Annotated in this window: 15 protein-coding genes; 10 read left to right on the top strand and 5 right to left on the bottom strand. The window is 53.6% G+C overall.

The genetic code is table 11. The features are described 5' to 3' along the window. The first annotated feature begins 80 nt into the window (after positions 1-80). The 7 genes from HNQ92_RS08205 to HNQ92_RS08175 all read left to right on the top strand — a co-directional run bounded on the left by HNQ92_RS08205 (position 81) and on the right by HNQ92_RS08175 (position 6,892). Positions 81-1,004, top strand: coding sequence for a ParB/RepB/Spo0J family partition protein (locus HNQ92_RS08205; protein WP_184173010.1), 924 nt, complete (start codon positions 81-83; stop codon positions 1,002-1,004). After that, positions 1,001-1,687 carry a DUF5683 domain-containing protein gene (locus HNQ92_RS08200; protein WP_184173008.1) on the top strand — a complete coding sequence of 229 codons (687 nt, stop codon included), beginning with the start codon at positions 1,001-1,003 and terminating at the stop codon, positions 1,685-1,687. Before HNQ92_RS08205 ends, HNQ92_RS08200 begins: the two co-directional genes overlap by 4 nt. A 58-nt stretch (positions 1,688-1,745) precedes the next feature. After that, the gene (dapB, locus tag HNQ92_RS08195; RefSeq protein ID WP_184173006.1) at positions 1,746-2,474 is read left to right on the top strand and encodes a 4-hydroxy-tetrahydrodipicolinate reductase; all 729 of its coding nucleotides are present in this window, start codon (positions 1,746-1,748) and stop codon (positions 2,472-2,474) included. Between the two features lie 69 nt (positions 2,475-2,543). After that, complete coding sequence (lepB, locus tag HNQ92_RS08190; protein WP_184173004.1) at positions 2,544-3,680, top strand: signal peptidase I; 1,137 nt, start codon at positions 2,544-2,546, stop codon at positions 3,678-3,680. 165 nt (positions 3,681-3,845) lie between these two features. Then, complete coding sequence (gene lepB, locus HNQ92_RS08185) at positions 3,846-5,027, top strand: signal peptidase I (protein ID WP_184173002.1); 1,182 nt, start codon at positions 3,846-3,848, stop codon at positions 5,025-5,027. A 101-nt stretch (positions 5,028-5,128) separates the two neighbouring features. Next, positions 5,129-6,250 carry a DNA-processing protein DprA gene (gene dprA, locus HNQ92_RS08180; protein ID WP_184173000.1) on the top strand — a complete coding sequence of 374 codons (1,122 nt, stop codon included), beginning with the start codon at positions 5,129-5,131 and terminating at the stop codon, positions 6,248-6,250. A 3-nt stretch (positions 6,251-6,253) separates the two neighbouring features. Further along, positions 6,254-6,892: an AlbA family DNA-binding domain-containing protein gene (locus HNQ92_RS08175; RefSeq protein ID WP_184172998.1), complete on the top strand. Its 639-nt coding sequence runs from the start codon at positions 6,254-6,256 to the stop codon at positions 6,890-6,892. Between the two features lie 104 nt (positions 6,893-6,996). Here the strand turns inward: HNQ92_RS08175 and HNQ92_RS08170 are convergent, their stop codons facing one another. Both HNQ92_RS08170 and proS read right to left on the bottom strand, forming a co-directional pair. After that, entirely contained in the window at positions 6,997-7,428 is a 432-nt protein-coding gene (locus tag HNQ92_RS08170) for an FKBP-type peptidyl-prolyl cis-trans isomerase (protein ID WP_184172996.1), read from the bottom strand. A gap of 85 nt (positions 7,429-7,513) precedes the next feature. Continuing rightward, positions 7,514-8,989, bottom strand: coding sequence for a proline--tRNA ligase (gene proS, locus HNQ92_RS08165; RefSeq protein ID WP_184172994.1), 1,476 nt, complete (start codon positions 8,987-8,989; stop codon positions 7,514-7,516). 410 nt (positions 8,990-9,399) lie between these two features. Between proS and HNQ92_RS08160 the strand changes: the two genes are divergently transcribed. Together HNQ92_RS08160 and HNQ92_RS08155 are read left to right on the top strand one after the other, a co-directional pair. After that, entirely contained in the window at positions 9,400-10,533 is a 1,134-nt protein-coding gene (locus tag HNQ92_RS08160; protein WP_184172992.1) for a hypothetical protein, read from the top strand. Positions 10,534-10,656: 123 nt separating this feature from the next. Then, the gene (locus HNQ92_RS08155; RefSeq protein ID WP_184172990.1) at positions 10,657-12,201 is read left to right on the top strand and encodes a hypothetical protein; all 1,545 of its coding nucleotides are present in this window, start codon (positions 10,657-10,659) and stop codon (positions 12,199-12,201) included. Between the two features lie 62 nt (positions 12,202-12,263). On the opposite strand, the gene HNQ92_RS08150 is transcribed toward HNQ92_RS08155, so the two are convergent. The 3 genes from HNQ92_RS08150 to HNQ92_RS08140 are packed head-to-tail and all read right to left on the bottom strand — an operon-like array spanning position 12,264 to position 14,477. After that, entirely contained in the window at positions 12,264-12,767 is a 504-nt protein-coding gene (locus tag HNQ92_RS08150) for a shikimate kinase (protein ID WP_184172988.1), read from the bottom strand. Positions 12,768-12,779: 12 nt separating this feature from the next. Continuing rightward, positions 12,780-13,874, bottom strand: a complete 1,095-nt coding sequence (locus HNQ92_RS08145) for a BT_3928 family protein (RefSeq protein WP_184172986.1) — start codon at positions 13,872-13,874, stop codon at positions 12,780-12,782. 57 nt (positions 13,875-13,931) lie between these two features. Then, complete coding sequence (locus HNQ92_RS08140) at positions 13,932-14,477, bottom strand: nucleotide modification associated domain-containing protein (RefSeq protein WP_184172984.1); 546 nt, start codon at positions 14,475-14,477, stop codon at positions 13,932-13,934. Positions 14,478-14,571: 94 nt separating this feature from the next. Here HNQ92_RS08140 and folP point away from each other — a divergent pair, with 94 nt between their 5' ends. Continuing rightward, the gene (gene folP, locus HNQ92_RS08135) at positions 14,572-15,423 is read left to right on the top strand and encodes a dihydropteroate synthase (RefSeq protein WP_184173769.1); all 852 of its coding nucleotides are present in this window, start codon (positions 14,572-14,574) and stop codon (positions 15,421-15,423) included. Positions 15,424-15,427: the final 4 nt, after the last annotated feature.

Here is a 15,427-nt window from a genome sequence, read left to right as displayed (position 1 = left end):
GTCCCGGATTGGGTAAGAAAAAGTTACGTCAGCCTTTCTGTTAATCTACTTTACTCTGAGAAGAATTACTACGGTGCAGTATGGAAAATAAAAATAAAAAAATGGTGGGTTTGGGGCGTGGCTTGGGAGCGCTTTTACAAGATTCTGATTCCGTAAATGCCAGTCGGCAAAGCAATCAGCGTACCTCGCCCTACGAGGCGATCAGCTCCATGAATGAGATCGATGTCAATCTCATTGAAGCCAACCCTTTCCAGCCCCGCTCCCGGTTTGACCAGGAAGCCCTGCAGGAGCTCGCCGACTCGATCCGGGTGCAGGGGATCATCCAGCCCATTACGGTACGGCAAATCAGTAAAGACAAGTACCAGCTTATATCGGGCGAGCGCCGTTTACAGGCTTCCAAGTCGATTGGGATGGCGAATATCCCCGCCTACATCCGGACTGCCAACGACCAGCAGATGCTGGAAATGGCGCTCATCGAAAACATCCAGCGCGAGAACCTCAACGCCATCGAAATTGCCCTGAGCTACCAGCGGCTGATGCACGAGTGTAGCCTCAAGCAGGAAGAACTCGGCGAAAGGGTAGGGAAAAACCGGACCACGGTTAACAATTACATTCGGCTCCTGAAGCTACCCCCGGTGATCCAGGCCGCCCTGCGCGACAACCAGATCAGCATGGGCCACGCCCGGGCCATCATCACCATCGACAGCAGCGAGGTACAGCTGAAGATTTTCAAAAAAATTATCGAGGAGGGCTGGTCGGTGCGGAAGGTTGAAGAAGAAGTACGCAAGCTGACGCTCATCCCCGAGCCGGGCGCGAAAGAACGCCGGACTCAAACAATTAAGCAGGAAATCAGATCGTTACAGTTCCGGTTGTCTTCCTTTTTTGGAGCCAAGGTATCCATCAAGAGTGATGAAAATCACAAAGGAGAAATTAAGATACCTTTTACGACGCAGGAGGAGCTCGACCGGATATTGGAAACGCTGAAATTTGAAGGGAAGGCTTGAAAAAATGGTTTTTAATAGGAATCCTAGCGCTGGGATCTTTGGAATGGGCGCAGGCCCAGCAAATCAGAATTGATAGTGTGGGGAAGGTAGTAGGGCCGGGCATCCGAATGGATACCCTCAACCGTACCCTGTCTCTGGATTCGCTGGGATCGGTCGCTGACGCTACGTTTAAACCCATTCCCCGTAAGGCGGCCATGCGGGCCATCATGATTCCGGGCGGCGGGCAGATCTACAACCGCGATTACTGGAAACTACCCTTTGTGTACGCCGCTCTGGCCGGGGCGGGCTACTCGGTATACTGGAACATTGTCCGTTACAACAACTTCCTGGATGCCTACTACTCTTTCTATAATTTAGAAACCGGGGCGCTAAAACCAGGAGTAGATCGAGTGCCAGTAAAGTACCTGGATTTTTTTTATGACCTCAACGGAAAATTTACTACGCCCGAAATTACCGTAGACATAGCCCGGCGCGGCAAAGACCAGTACCGCCGCTGGCGCGACTACGCGTACGTGGTGGCGGGCCTTACCTACGCACTCTCCATCATTGAGGCCAACGTAGCTGCCCACATGAAGACGTTCGATATTTCCGAAGACCTGACGCTCCGGGCCGAGCCCGCCCTTTTTCAACCAGGGCTTCCTGCACCCATGACGGGCCTGCGCCTGGTACTGACTTTTCGCTGACGGCTGGCTTTTAAATGAAAAAATAGATTTATACGGATTTGATCACAAAGTACATACTATGAATATTTTGTTGGTAGGCTACGGTAAAATGGGACGCGCCATCGAACAGATCGCCGTGGACAGAGGCCACACCATTGTGGGGAAAATCGACGTTCAGAACCGTGCCGATCTTGAAAATTTCCACCGCTCGCACGTAGACGTGGCCATCGAGTTCAGTGCTCCCGAGGCGGCTTATGCCAATATTACCACTTGCCTGCAAAAAGGGTGGCCCGTAGTGAGTGGTACCACGGGCTGGCTGGCGCACCGTGCCGAGATTGAGCTGCTTTGTCAGCAAAAACAAGGAGCCTTTTTTTACGCGTCCAATTACAGCATTGGGGTTAATCTTTTCTTCCGGCTGAACCGACAGCTGGCGCGCCTCATGCAGGGGCAGCCGTACGAGCTCGCCCTCACAGAAATCCACCACATACACAAGCTGGATGCCCCCAGCGGTACGGCTATTACCCTGGCCGAGGGCATTCAGGCCGAAAACGCCGCCGTTCAAGGCTGGACCCTGGCTCCCGACCGGCGGGAAGGGTACCTGCCCATTACGTCTGAGCGGGAAGGGGAAGTGCCCGGCACGCACATCGTCCGCTACGAGTCCGAGGTGGATACCATCGAGATAAGTCATATGGCTCACAGCCGCCAGGGCTTTGCGCTGGGCGCGGTGGTGTCGGCCGAATGGCTAGTGGGAAAGCAGGGCGTTTACGGAATGGATGACCTGCTCGAAGACCCATTGAGTTTGAAATAACGGTACGACCCGTACCCAACAAGTACTTTTTACCGCTTACTTTGCACCAAAATCTGATTATCATCCCATATGGCCCTCGAAAAAGAAATAAACCGAAGCACTGCCAAGTCTTCCAAACCCAAGTCAGCTGCGCGTGAGTGGCTGGATTCGATCGTTTTTGCGGTTGTGGCCGCTACGCTCATCCGTTGGCTATTTTTTGAAGCCTTCACCATTCCTACTCCCTCCATGGAAAATAGCCTGCTGGTGGGAGATTTTCTCTTTGTGAGTAAGCTACACTACGGTACCCGCACGCCCAAAACACCCCTGCAGGTACCTCTGACGCACCAAACCATCTGGGGTACTTCCATTCCGTCTTACCTGGACTGGATCCAACTACCCCAGTACCGCCTGCCGGGCTTCTCGGACGTGAAGCGGGGCGACGTGGTGGTCTTTAACTACCCCCCGGAGCTCCAGCACCCCGTAGACCTCCGAACCAACTACATCAAGCGCTGCGTGGGGCTCCCCGGCGACCAGCTCGAAGTACGCGACATGCAGGTGTTTGCCAACGGCCAGGCCCTTGAGAACCCCGTCCGGATGGAAAACGAGTACTTTGTTTCTACCACTACGGCCGTCAACGAAGAGAAGGTCTTTAGGGAAAATGGTGTATCGGAGTTTAGTGGCTACACCGAAACGTACAACGACACCATCCCGTCCAACGACGAGTCGGGGTACCTGGTGTACACCACCGAGGCCATTGCCGCCCGGCTGAAAGAGTACGATTTTGTGAAAGACGTGCGCACGGTGAAGGCTACCAAGGAAATCAGTGAGCCTTCGCTCTATCCCAATTCGCCCCTGTTTCGATGGAATCGGGATAACTACGGGCCGGTGACTATCCCGGCCGAGGGAAAAACCGTGCAGCTGACACCCGAAAACGTAGCCATGTACGGTGAGGTAATCAAGCGTTACGAAAATAACGAGAATGTAGTGATTGAGGGAAATAAAGTGACCATAGACGGCAAAGCCGTGGAGCAATATACCTTTAAGCAGGATTATTACTTCATGATGGGCGACAACCGTCATAACTCCGCCGACTCGCGCTACTGGGGCTTTGTACCCAAAGACCACATCGTGGGCAAGGCCGTGTTTGTGTGGATGTCCATTGACCCGAATCCGACGAGTGCTCTGAACAAAATCCGCTGGAACCGCTTATTCCGCATTATCGAATAAAGTACCCTCGGCGATCAGAGTACCCCTAGCCAGATACTTCATTTCTAAAAAGCTGCCTCGCGCAGCTTTTTCTTTGTATTATATTTAATAAAATTATATATTAAATATTTAGATTTATTAAAAATACCTTTAATATTGGGGCTTCAACCTAAAGCGCCTGAAGCCATGCACGTTCAAGAGAAAGTACCTCCGCCCGTTTCTGTAAAAAAGAAAAAGAAGTCAGCCACGCGTGATTGGCTCGATTCGGTTGTCTTTGCCGTGGTAGCAGCTACGCTCATCCGCTTTCTATTTTTTGAACCCTTCATGATTCCCACGCCTTCCATGGAGAACAGCCTGCTGGTGGGCGACTACCTCTTTGTGAGCAAGATGCACTACGGCTCCCGCACGCCCACCACGCCGCTTCAGGTACCCCTCACGCACCAGAACATCTGGGGTACTTCGCTGCCGGCCTACCTGGACTGGATCAGGATGCCGCAGTTTCGGTTGCCGGGTTTTTCGGAGGTAAAGCGGGGCGATGTGGTGGTGTTCAATCTGCCCGTGGAGCATCCCCAGCTGGTAGGTACCTACGCCGCCGTCTTGCCCAACCTAACGCCCCACCCCCTGGACCTCCGCACCAACTACGTCAAACGCTGCGTAGGGCAGCCGGGCGATACCCTGCAGCTCCGGGATAGCCAGCTGTACATCAACGGCGTACAAGTACCTAACCAGCCCCGGTTGCAGCATGGGTACTTGGTGGTTACGGCTGCTCCCGTCAATGAGAACCGGGTATTTCGTGAAAATGGCATTTCGGCCTTTAGTAGCTACACCGAATTCCTCACCGATTCGAGCACAAGCCAAAACGAGCGGGGGTACTTGGTCCATACCACCGAACCCACGGCCGCCCGCCTGCGCGAGTACGACTTTATAAAGGAAGTGCGGGTCGTGCGTCAAGAGCAAGGTACCTCCGAGCCCGGCCTGTACCCCAATTCGCCCCTGCTGGGCTGGAACCGCGACAGCTACGGCCCCCTGGTGGTACCTTCCCAAGGAAAGACTGTTGCGCTCACACCCGAAAATATAGCGCTCTACGGAGATATAATCCAGAGCCACGAAGGCCTGCCAGGGGTACTTATCCAACAGGATAACATAACGATTGATGGCAAAGCCGTGGAGCAGTATACCTTCAAGCAGGATTATTACTTCATGATGGGAGACAACCGCCATAACTCCGCCGACTCGCGCTACTGGGGCTTTGTGCCCAAAGACCACATTGTGGGCAAGGCCGTATTGGTGTGGATGTCCATCGACCCGGCCCCCACCAATTTCCTGAACAAAATCCGCTGGAACCGCCTATTCAGGGTGATCCAATAGGCTACTTTGGAAAGCGGGACTCATCAATTGCTACGGATAATCCACTACATTTTACGGTTTTTTTCCTAATTTGCCGCCTTAATTTGTAGCAGCGAATCGGTATGCAGGCTCCGACGGAGGAAGAAAAAATACATATTTTAGCGTTGGTTCATACCCCCGGTATTGGCTCGGTGACCACACGCCAGCTCATGAGCTACTGCGGCGGAGCCGTGGGGGTATTCAAGGCCGATCTAAAAAAGCTTACTAAAATTCCTGGAATAGGCGAAAAAGTAGCACGCATTATCCTGAAAAAAGAAGGGCTGGCGTACGCCGAAAAGGAGTGGCGCGTGTGCCAGCAAGCGGGGCATCAGCTTCTCTTTTTCTCGGACCCGCACTACCCCCAGCGCCTCAAACCCCTCTACGACTCGCCCTTGGTACTTTACGCGCGGGGCCAGGTGGACTACAACGCCAGCCGCACGGTGGGGATTGTGGGTACCCGCCAGGTAACCGACTACGGCAAGAGTATTACCGAAGCCATCATCCGGGAGCTGGTACCTTACGCGCCCGTAGTAGTCAGTGGCCTGGCTTACGGGGTGGACATTACGGCACACCGGGCCTGCCTGAAAACCCAACTCCCGACGGTAGGCGTGATGGCCAGCGGGCTGGACGTGATTTACCCGGCGGTACACTTACGGAGCTCGCAGGAAATGCAGCAGCTCGGTGGCATCATCACCGAAAATCCGCTGGGTGCCAAGCCCGATTTTCGCCGGTTCCCGGCCCGCAACCGGATCATTGCCGGGCTTAGTGACGTGACTATCGTGGTGGAATCGGCCAAACGGGGAGGTAGTTTGATCACCGTTGAGTACGCCCAAAACTACCACCGGGAAGTATTTGCCGTGCCGGGTAGCCTTCATAGCCCGCAGTCGGAAGGCTGTCACGCGCTCATCCGGGACCATAAAGCGTCTATTTTTACCAGCGTGGCCGACCTGGCTGAGGCCATTGGCTGGCACGATAAGCAGCAAAGTACGAAGCCCGGAAGTACCCCCGCCGAGATTTCCTTCGATGGATTTACGCAGGACGAAGGCCAGGTACTTGCTTTGTTGAAGCGCCAGGGAGATATGCAGGTGGACGAGCTGAGCTGGCAAAGCGGGATTCATTTGAGCAAACTGGCCACGCTGCTACTCAACCTGGAGTTTCAGGGCATGGTGCGCTCCTTGCCGGGCAAAAAATATGCGTTGGTGTAGCCTATGACCTCATCCCTGACCAATACACTTGATTTGATTCTGAAAGGAGAGGGGCTCACCGTGGAGTTTAAGCGTACCATCGACAGTCCCTACAAAATAGCCCGTACCCTTTCTTCGTTTGCCAATACCTCCGGGGGGGTGCTGCTGGTGGGCGTGGCCGACAACCGGGACGTGATCGGGGTACTTTCGGAGCTGCGCGAAATGCAGAAAATTGAAAAGGCGAGTAGCTTTTTGGTCGAGAAGCCGTTGTTGATTCGCTACCAGGCTATTTTATTGGGTAGTAAGAAAATCCTTCACATTGAGGTAGATGAGAGCGAGGATAAACCGCACTACGCCCTCAACGAAAAAGGGGAGCGAATCATCTACGTCAGAACCAAGGACAAAACCATTCCTACCAACCGGCTGATGCTAGCCGGCGAGCGGGACGCCGAAACGGAAAAACTCCTGGCGTTGAAGCCCGTCAAAATCCTGATCCAGTACCTGAAACAGCACGACATGATCACGGCCAAGGTACTTTCTCACATGATCAACATCTCCGAAAAAAGAGCCACCAGATTACTCAATGACCTTAGTGATAAGCAGGTACTTTTAAAAATTGAACGCGGAAAGCCCATTGCGTACAGCCTGAAGTTGGTGCAGTAAAACCGCCGGAAGCGTTGCTGTTGGGTACCTTAAAAAACATGGCCCCGGTAAGTAAAAATCTTACCGGGGCCATGGGGTACTTAGTGGCTTATAGCACTGGCTGGCTACTCAATGCCCACCAATTCGAGTTCGAAAATCAAATCCTGACCGGCCAAGGGGTGATTGGCGTCCAGAATGACGTGCGCTTCCTGAACTTCCTTCACGACCACCTGAATCACCTGGCCGTTGCCTTCCTGGTGCATGTTGAGCGTAGTACCGATCTCCAAAGGGATATCGGACGGGATCTGGCTGCGGTCAAAATGAATGACCAGGTCTTCATTAACCGCCCCGTAGGCGTTCTCCGAGGGAATCTGGATGGTTTTTTTATCACCCACTTCCATGCCGGTTACGCCTTCGTCGAAGCCTGGGATCACCTGGCCGCTACCTAGCTGAAAAGACAATGGCTCACGGCCAGCGGACGAATCGAACAGTTGGCCATCGGGCAGCGTACCTTTGTAGTGTACTTGTACAGTGTCTCCGGATTGTGCTTTTTTCATACGATCAAAAATGCTTTTTTTAGAAATGTAAAGATACCATAACGTCATTGGCCGTCGGAATCGTTCAGGCAGGGGGCAATAACCGCTAGTAGGAGCGGGCAAAAACGACCCGCCGTGCCGAAGGTGCCCCCGAGTACACGCAGGTACCTGGTTCTTCCGGAGCGTTCAGCGGCACACAGCGAATGGTAGCTTTGGTTTCTTCCTTGATTTTGTCTTCGGTTTCGGAAGTACCATCCCAGTGGGCCAGCACAAAGCCTCCTTTTCCGTCCAGCACTTCTTTGAATTCCTCGTAACTATTTACGGGCGTCGTATTGGCTTCCCGAAAGGCGAAGGCTTTGTCGTAAATGGCCTGCTGGATGTCGTCCAGCAAGGTACTTAGGTGCTCCACGATTCCCTCCAGTGGTACGGTTTCCTTGGTTTTGGTATCCCGACGGGCCACTTCCACGGTACCGTTTTCGAGGTCGCGCATCCCCAGGGCCAGCCGCACGGGTACCCCACGGAGTTCGTATTCGGCAAATTTCCAGCCGGGCTTGTTGGCGTCGCTGTCGTCAAATTTTACGCTGATGCCCCGCTTTTTTAGCTCTTTTACGATATCACTGACGCGTGCTCTCAGCTGCTCAAGTTGCTCTTCATTCTTGAAAATAGGCACAATGACCACCTGAATCGGTGCGAGCTTGGGAGGAAGCACCAGGCCGCTGTCGTCGGAATGGGCCATGATTAGGGCGCCCATCAGACGGGTACTTACGCCCCACGAAGTACCCCACACGTGTTCGAGCTTGCCGTCCCGATCCTGGAATTTGACGTCAAAAGCTTTGGCAAAATTTTGCCCCAGGAAGTGCGAAGTACCCGCTTGCAGGGCTTTGCCATCCTGCATCAGAGCCTCGATGCAGTAGGTGTCGATCGCGCCGGCAAAGCGCTCGTTGGGCGTTTTGACGCCCCGAAGTACCGGCAGAGCCATCCACTCTTCGGCGAAGGTAGCGTAGACCTCCAGCATTTGTTTGGTTTCGGCAATGGCTTCCCCGGCCGTAGCGTGGGCGGTGTGGCCTTCCTGCCACAGAAACTCGGCGGTACGCAGAAAAAGCCGGGTGCGCATTTCCCACCGCACCACGTTAGCCCATTGGTTGATGAGTAGCGGCAGATCCCGGTACGACTGAATCCAGTTTTTGTAGGTACTCCAAATCACGGTTTCGGAAGTAGGCCGTACAATGAGCTCCTCTTCCAGCTTGGCCGCCGGGTCTACCACTATTCCTTTTCCGTTTTCGTCCTGCTTGAGGCGGTAGTGGGTCACGACGGCGCATTCCTTGGCGAAACCTTCCACGTGGGCGGCCTCCTTGCTCAGGTATGACTTGGGGATGAAAAGCGGGAAGTAGGCGTTGGAATGGCCGGTTTCCTTAAACATATCGTCCAGGGCCCGCTGCATTTTTTCCCAAATAGAATAGCCGTAGGGCTTGATCACCATGCAGCCACGCACCGCGGAGTTTTCGGCCAGGTCGGCCCTCTTCACTAGCTCATTGTACCATTCGGAATAGTTCTCACTGCGAGAAGGTAATGCTTTACTCATGACGTATTGTATTGATAATGAAGACGAATGACGTATTGTCAGTATTCTTAGGTAAAGTAAGGTTGCAAAGATAGTTTTTTATGTTATATTTGTACTTAATGAAGTCCTTTTGACGTTTTTAGTACATAGTGGAACAGAGTTTTTAACTTCATTTACAAAGAAAAAATACAATTTATAGCATCTAACCCTTTTGTGCCATGACTACCTTAAAAACAGTGAAATACTTGTCGGTGGTTGCTCTTGCCGGAATTTGGGGATGTTCCTCCAATCAATTCGCATCGCGCTCTGGGGTGGTATACGATGATCTTTACGGAAATCCTACTAGCGTTGAAGTAGCCGCGAGGACAAGGTCCACCCAGGAAATAAACCGGTATAGCAATCCTGATTATGCCCCGATCGACGGGATGGAAATGGAAGGCTCCAACGCGGACTACTACGACGAAACATATCTATCGGCCCGCAATGTTCGTCGGAACATTTCTGACCAACCCGGCTACAACGCCGGTTTTCAGGAAGGGTACTTTGCCGGCCGTAATGCGGCCTTTGATCCTTTCTTCATGAACTCCATGCGAATGGGTTCATTTTGGCCCGGAGCTACTACCGGTGCATTCAACATGGGCTTCCAAATGGGAATTAACCGTTCCATGCGCATGGGCTTTAGCCCGTTCATGGGGATGGGCTGGGGTTTTAACTCCTTCGCGTATTCTCCCTGGGGCTTCAATGGCTTCTACGACCCCTTCATGGGTGGTATGGGCTTCGGCGGTATGGGAATGGGCTTCTACGATCCTTTTTTCAGTCCCTTTGGCTTTGGAGGAATGGGAGGCATGTACGGCATGGGTGGAATGTATGGTATGGGAATGGGCGGCTGGGGCGGCATGTACGGCTACAGCCCCTGGGGCTTCAACCGTCCGATCTTAGTAGTGAACAACTACGAGGGAAGTAACCTCCACAACCGCACCTACGGCCCCCGGGGCACTAACGCGGGTACCAGCCGGGGCTCGGCTGTTCGTAGCAACCAGACCTACAACAACGGCTTCGTGAACAATGCCCGTGGTACAGCTAGCAACTCGCCGGGTAGAGCCAACTATGAGTCGGCAGGCCGAGGTACTACCAGCAATGACGCCTACTACGCCCGCCCAAGAGCCAACAGCAGCGGAACTTACTACAGCAGTGACCGCAGCAGCTCGGGCCGGACGAGCGCTGAATCTGTACAGGGTACTTCCTCGCAGGGCAACTACTACTACGCTCGTCCTCGGGCTAACAGCAGTTCCAGCTACTCAACGGGTAGTTCCAACCGGGCCACGCGTACGTACAGCGAGACCAACTCGACTAACTCGGGCAGCCGTAGCAACCAAACCTACCAGGCACCTTCGCAGTCGCGGTCATCGTGGGGCAATAGCAACAACAGCACCCCATCGTACAATAACAACAATAGCAACAGCGGGCGGACGAGCACGCCATCCTACAGCGCGCCTAGCCGTGGTAGCAGCAGCCCCGCTCCGGCGAGTCGGCCAAGTGCTCCTAGCTCACGCGGACCTCGTTGATCCTAGATTTTTGAAAATTTGAGTGTATTCCATAAAACAATTGGCCCCGTAAAATGTCTATTTTGCGGGGCCTTTCGTTTAATAGACACATTCATTTACAACTAGCCTACCTTATAAACATCCATGAAAAATAATATAACCCAATGGATAGGCGTGGCGTCCGTGGCCTTGCTATCCCTGCCCGCCAGCGGACAATATGCCTACGACGCCTTACGCTTTTCGGAGATTAATCAAACGGGGACCGCTCGTTTTCAAGCCGTAGGAGGAAACCATACCGCCCTGGGCGGCGACGCCAGCTCGATCAACGGCAACCCGGCCGGGCTGGGATTTTATAACCGCTCCGAGCTGAGCCTAAGCCCGGCCTTCACCAACATCAATACCCAAAGTACCTACATCGATCGCCTCACGACCGACGGCAAGACGACCCCCAACCTGGCCCATGCTTCGCTGGTCATTGCTGGTAGCGCTCAGAGCCAATACCGTAAGTGGAAACGTACCTCCATTGGTATTTCGTTCTCCCGCCAGCAATCGTTTCAGAATGTGTTTTCTTATTCGGGGAGAAACAACCGAAGTGCCTATGCCGATTATGCCGTGGAACGGGCCAATAACCGAAACATTTCCGCTGAGCAACTGGATCTGGACTATGATCCCAATACCCAGGAAGCCTTTACCACCGAGGGAGCCTACTACCAGTTGTACATGATCAACCCTTCGACGGCACTAGGGCCACCCTATTTCCGGTACGATCGCGATAGACCTACGGACCAAATGGGTACTTTTGAATCGACGGGCGCAAATACCCAGTGGACCTTTGCCTACGCGGGCAATTACGACGATCGGCTCTACGTAGGCTTGTCGCTTGGATTCAACCGCATTAATTACAATTACACCAATACTTTGGAAGATCGGTTTGTTAACGGTACTGTATTCCGGGGATCTACCCACATTGAGGATTTGAATGTCCGGGGTAACGGCTTCAATGGTACTTTGGGTCTGATCTACAAAGCATCGCCGGATTTGCAGTTGGGGGCCTCCATTACCTCGCCTACGTTTTCTTCCATCCGCGAGACTTTCTACGAAGAAGTTAGTGCGGACGTGATCGGAATTCCAACGGGCAATAACCAGGTGTTTGTGCCGGACGTAACGCGCATCCTGATGATACCCAATGATTTTGACTACCGCATTACCAGCCCGCTTCGGGCTTCGGGTGGGGCTACCTACTTTCTGGGTACCAACGGTTTTCTTACCGGCTCGGTGGAGTACGTAGGGTACCAGGGCATGAATGTGCGGACTACAATGCTGAGTGCGTCGGATAACACCTCCTTCCGGAACGACACCCGGCGCGAAATCCAGAATACCTTTAAAAATACCGTCAACCTGCGGCTAGGGGGCGAATTCCGCTCGGGCTTGTTTCGGGCGCGGGCCGGGCTAGCCTTTCTGGGCGATCCGTACCAGGAGCGGCTGGATGGCATCAACCGGAGCAAATTACTGTATTCGGCGGGGGTAGGAGTCCGGGGTGAGCGCTTTTTTGCCGATTTAACGGGTACCTACAATACCTTCAAATCCGCTTTTACGCCCTACGTGCTCAACAACCCAGGCGACTACGCCTCGGCCTCGATCCAGAACCGGATGGTGAATGCCATGATTACGGTGGGTACTTTCTTTTAAGGAAAGAAAAAATGGAGGTTATCCACGAAGGAGCAGGTACCAGGTACCTGCTCCTTCGCACTTTAAAGCAGCGGTTTGAGTTGCTCTACCAACTGCTCTACGTTCATTTCGCCGCTCAGAATGAGGTCAGCCCTGGAGTAGTAAGGACGCCGGAGTAGGTACTTGCGGGTCAGTTCTTTTTCCAGCGCCGTGGCTCCCGACAGCAGCGGGCGGTCGTCCTGGCCGTGGCTTTGAATACGCCGGGCCAGGGCCGCCGGAGGCACATCCAAAAAAACGCTCAATCCGGAAGCCTTGATATAATCCATGTTGTCGAAGAAACAGGGCGCACCGCCGCCCGTCGCTACGACCAGGGCGCGGTTGGGCACGATGGTCTTAAGTACCCGGCTCTCTACTTCGCGAAAGTACCCTTCTCCATCCTGGCTGAAGATATCCGTAATGCTGCGTTTTTGGTCGCGCACGATGTACTCATCCAGGTCCACGAAGCGGTACCCCAGTCTTCGGGCGAGCTTTTTTCCCAGCGTCGATTTCCCCGAAGAAGGCATTCCTACCAGAAAGATATTCTTCATAGCCACGGTAAACTACCTTTGGAGGAGTGTAAGTACCTCTTCGGCGGTGGGGGTGTCGTTGTAGTGCCACTTACCCCGCACGCTACCTTCCTGCAAAAGCCACAGCCCAGGATTGGAGCGCGAAATGGTTTTGAGGACGGTAGCGTCGGCGTAGTAGTAGGGAATATTGAGCTGCTGCTCCCGACGTAACTGTTCGATCTGGGTACTGGATACCGAGGTAAAGATCAGCGGCTCCACGCCCTGGGTTTTGAGCTCATCCACCAGCTTCCGAATAGCCGGAAAAGCGGCGGTATTTAGGTCTTTGAGGTTCTTAATAATCAAAATCAATTTTTTTCCCTGAAAGCTTTCCTGCGTAAAATCGCCCTCGTCGTTCCAGGCGCGGTAGTCGGTGATCTTGGGTTTGGCGTCTTCATTGAGTACCACCATTTCCTTAAAAACCAGGGTGGTGTCGGAGGGGTACTGCTCGTACTTTTGGGTTTTGCCGTCTTTCTCAAACACATACTGGTACCGGATCGGCTCCGAGGGCTGCATTTGCTGCGGAATGTTCGCACCTACCCGGTAAGGCAGCAGGTCCAGGATGGGGAGGTGACGGATGGCGTAAAAAGCAATGCCCAGCGACAGCACGGTAGCCACGGCCACCACCATGCCGGTGGGTAGCGAGCGGAAATCGCGGCGGCGGTAAATAATGAATATAATAAGTACCAGCAGGAAAACATCTTTTCCAAACGAGGTCCAGGGCTTGAGCTTGATGGCATCGCCAAAACAGCCACAGTCGGTTACTTTATTAAAGTAAGCGGAGTAGAAAGTAAGGAAGGTAAAGAAAAGAATAATGGCCAGCAGAAGCCAGGAAGTAGCTTTGGGCTTGTAGCGCACCAGGAGCGCTACGCCCAGAACTACCTCAGCGGTACATAAAAACACCGATAGGTACAGCGCGTAGGGAATAAGCGCCACGAACAAATCGTGCAAGGCGGGAAGATCCGTGGCAAAGACTTCAAAGTACTCTTCCAGCTTGATCTGGGTACCTACGGGGTCGTTAAGCTTAATGAGGCCCGAAAAGATGAAGAGCACACCCACGATGAATCGGGCGAATTGAGCGAAAATTTTCATAGTGTATGAGGATAGGTTGCTGAAACACGAGCGCCTTTAAAACGGCCCGGTGTTTTATCAATCGTTGGTAGCGAGGGCATTGGATTTTATAAGACAAAAAACGGCGTAGTTGATGATGTCCTGGTAGCCCGCCTTCACCCCTTCAGAAACCAAGGTCTGGCCCTGATTGTCTTCAATTTGCTTGATACGCAGGAGTTTCATCAGGATGATGTCCGTCATGGAGCTCACGCGCATATCGCGCCAGGCTTCGCCGTAATCGTGGTTTTTGGCAAAGAGCAGCTGCATCACGTCCTGGATCTGCTGCTCGTAAAGGGCACTTAGCGAGGCCGACGACGCGTCAGACTGGCCTTCGAGCGAAATTTGGATGAGCGCCATCACGCAGTAGTTGATGATGCCCACAAACTCCGTAGACACCTCGTCGCTTACTTTTTGGACGCCTTTTTCCTGGATAGTCCGGATGCGCTGCGCTTTAATAAAGACCTGGTCCGTGATGGACGGCAGGCGCAGGATACGCCACGAAGTACCGTAGTCCTGGTTTTTCTTTTCAAAGAGCGCTTGGCAATGTCGGATGATCTCCTGATATTCCGCTTCGGTTGGTTTCACGGTAGTCAATGTGGTACGGGTTGTGGTCCATTCGGCAAGACCTTTTCTTTTCACCTTCTAAATAAAAGCTCAGCGAGCTGCCATGCAATTAAAAGTGCCGCAAGATAGTAAAAAAACACTCAACCTGGGGGGACAACTCCTGGACCTTTCGATACCCCGGGTGATGGGGATCGTCAACGTCACGCCTGATTCCTTTTACGCCGGGAGCCGGGTAGCCGCCCGTACCGACGAAGTCATTCAGAAAGTAGGTCAGATGCTGGCCGAAGGAGCCACGATGCTGGATGTGGGCGGGTACTCTACGCGGCCGGGGGCAGTACCCGTTGGCTTGGAAGAAGAGTGGGAGCGCGTGGAGCCGGTAGTCGAGGCCATTCGTAGGTACTTTCCCGAAGCGCTGATTTCGGTCGATACTTTTCGGGCGGAGGTGGCCCGGTGGGCGGTGGAGCGGGGCGCGCACCTGATCAACGACGTGTCGGGAGGTACTTTGGACGAAGCCATGCTCGACACCGTGGCCCGCCTGAAGGTACCCTACGTCCTCATGCACATGCGAGGTACCCCCCAAACCATGGCTCAACTTACGCACTACGACCACCTGGTACCTGACGTGATGCGGGAGCTACGGCAGAAGCTAATCCAGCTGCGCCAGCGTGGCGTGGCCGACGTCCTGATTGACCCCGGCTTCGGCTTTGCCAAAACCATCCCTCAAAATTTTGAGCTAGTCCGAAACCTCGCGGCTTTTCAGTCGCTGGGCTGTCCTTTGCTGGTGGGGATCTCGCGGAAGACCACCATCTGGCGGACGCTGGGCATCACGCCCGACGAAGCGCTGAATGGTACCACCGTCCTGAATACCCTCGCGCTACAGGCGGGCGCTTCCATTTTGCGGGTACACGATGTGCGTCCGGCCGTGGAGGCGATTAAACTATGGCGGGCTACGATGGGAGTGGATTAGAAAA

This window comes from Rhabdobacter roseus (genome assembly GCF_014202275.1).
In the GTDB taxonomy this organism is placed as follows: domain Bacteria; phylum Bacteroidota; class Bacteroidia; order Cytophagales; family Spirosomataceae; genus Rhabdobacter; species Rhabdobacter roseus.
The sequence above is the reverse complement of the archived record's forward strand: the minus strand, read 5'-3'. Positions and strand labels throughout refer to the sequence as shown.

Coding starts and splice junctions, on each gene's coding strand:
- HNQ92_RS08205 (WP_184173010.1), top strand. CDS start 81: ATGGAAAATAAAAATAAAAAAATGGTGGGTTTGGGGCGTGGCTTGGGA.
- dapB (WP_184173006.1), top strand. CDS start 1,746: ATGAATATTTTGTTGGTAGGCTACGGTAAAATGGGACGCGCCATCGAA.
- lepB (WP_184173004.1), top strand. CDS start 2,544: ATGGCCCTCGAAAAAGAAATAAACCGAAGCACTGCCAAGTCTTCCAAA.
- lepB (WP_184173002.1), top strand. CDS start 3,846: ATGCACGTTCAAGAGAAAGTACCTCCGCCCGTTTCTGTAAAAAAGAAA.
- dprA (WP_184173000.1), top strand. CDS start 5,129: ATGCAGGCTCCGACGGAGGAAGAAAAAATACATATTTTAGCGTTGGTT.
- HNQ92_RS08175 (WP_184172998.1), top strand. CDS start 6,254: ATGACCTCATCCCTGACCAATACACTTGATTTGATTCTGAAAGGAGAG.
- HNQ92_RS08170 (WP_184172996.1), bottom strand. CDS start 7,428: ATGAAAAAAGCACAATCCGGAGACACTGTACAAGTACACTACAAAGGT.
- proS (WP_184172994.1), bottom strand. CDS start 8,989: ATGAGTAAAGCATTACCTTCTCGCAGTGAGAACTATTCCGAATGGTAC.
- HNQ92_RS08160 (WP_184172992.1), top strand. CDS start 9,400: ATGGAAGGCTCCAACGCGGACTACTACGACGAAACATATCTATCGGCC.
- HNQ92_RS08155 (WP_184172990.1), top strand. CDS start 10,657: ATGAAAAATAATATAACCCAATGGATAGGCGTGGCGTCCGTGGCCTTG.
- HNQ92_RS08150 (WP_184172988.1), bottom strand. CDS start 12,767: ATGAAGAATATCTTTCTGGTAGGAATGCCTTCTTCGGGGAAATCGACG.
- HNQ92_RS08145 (WP_184172986.1), bottom strand. CDS start 13,874: ATGAAAATTTTCGCTCAATTCGCCCGATTCATCGTGGGTGTGCTCTTC.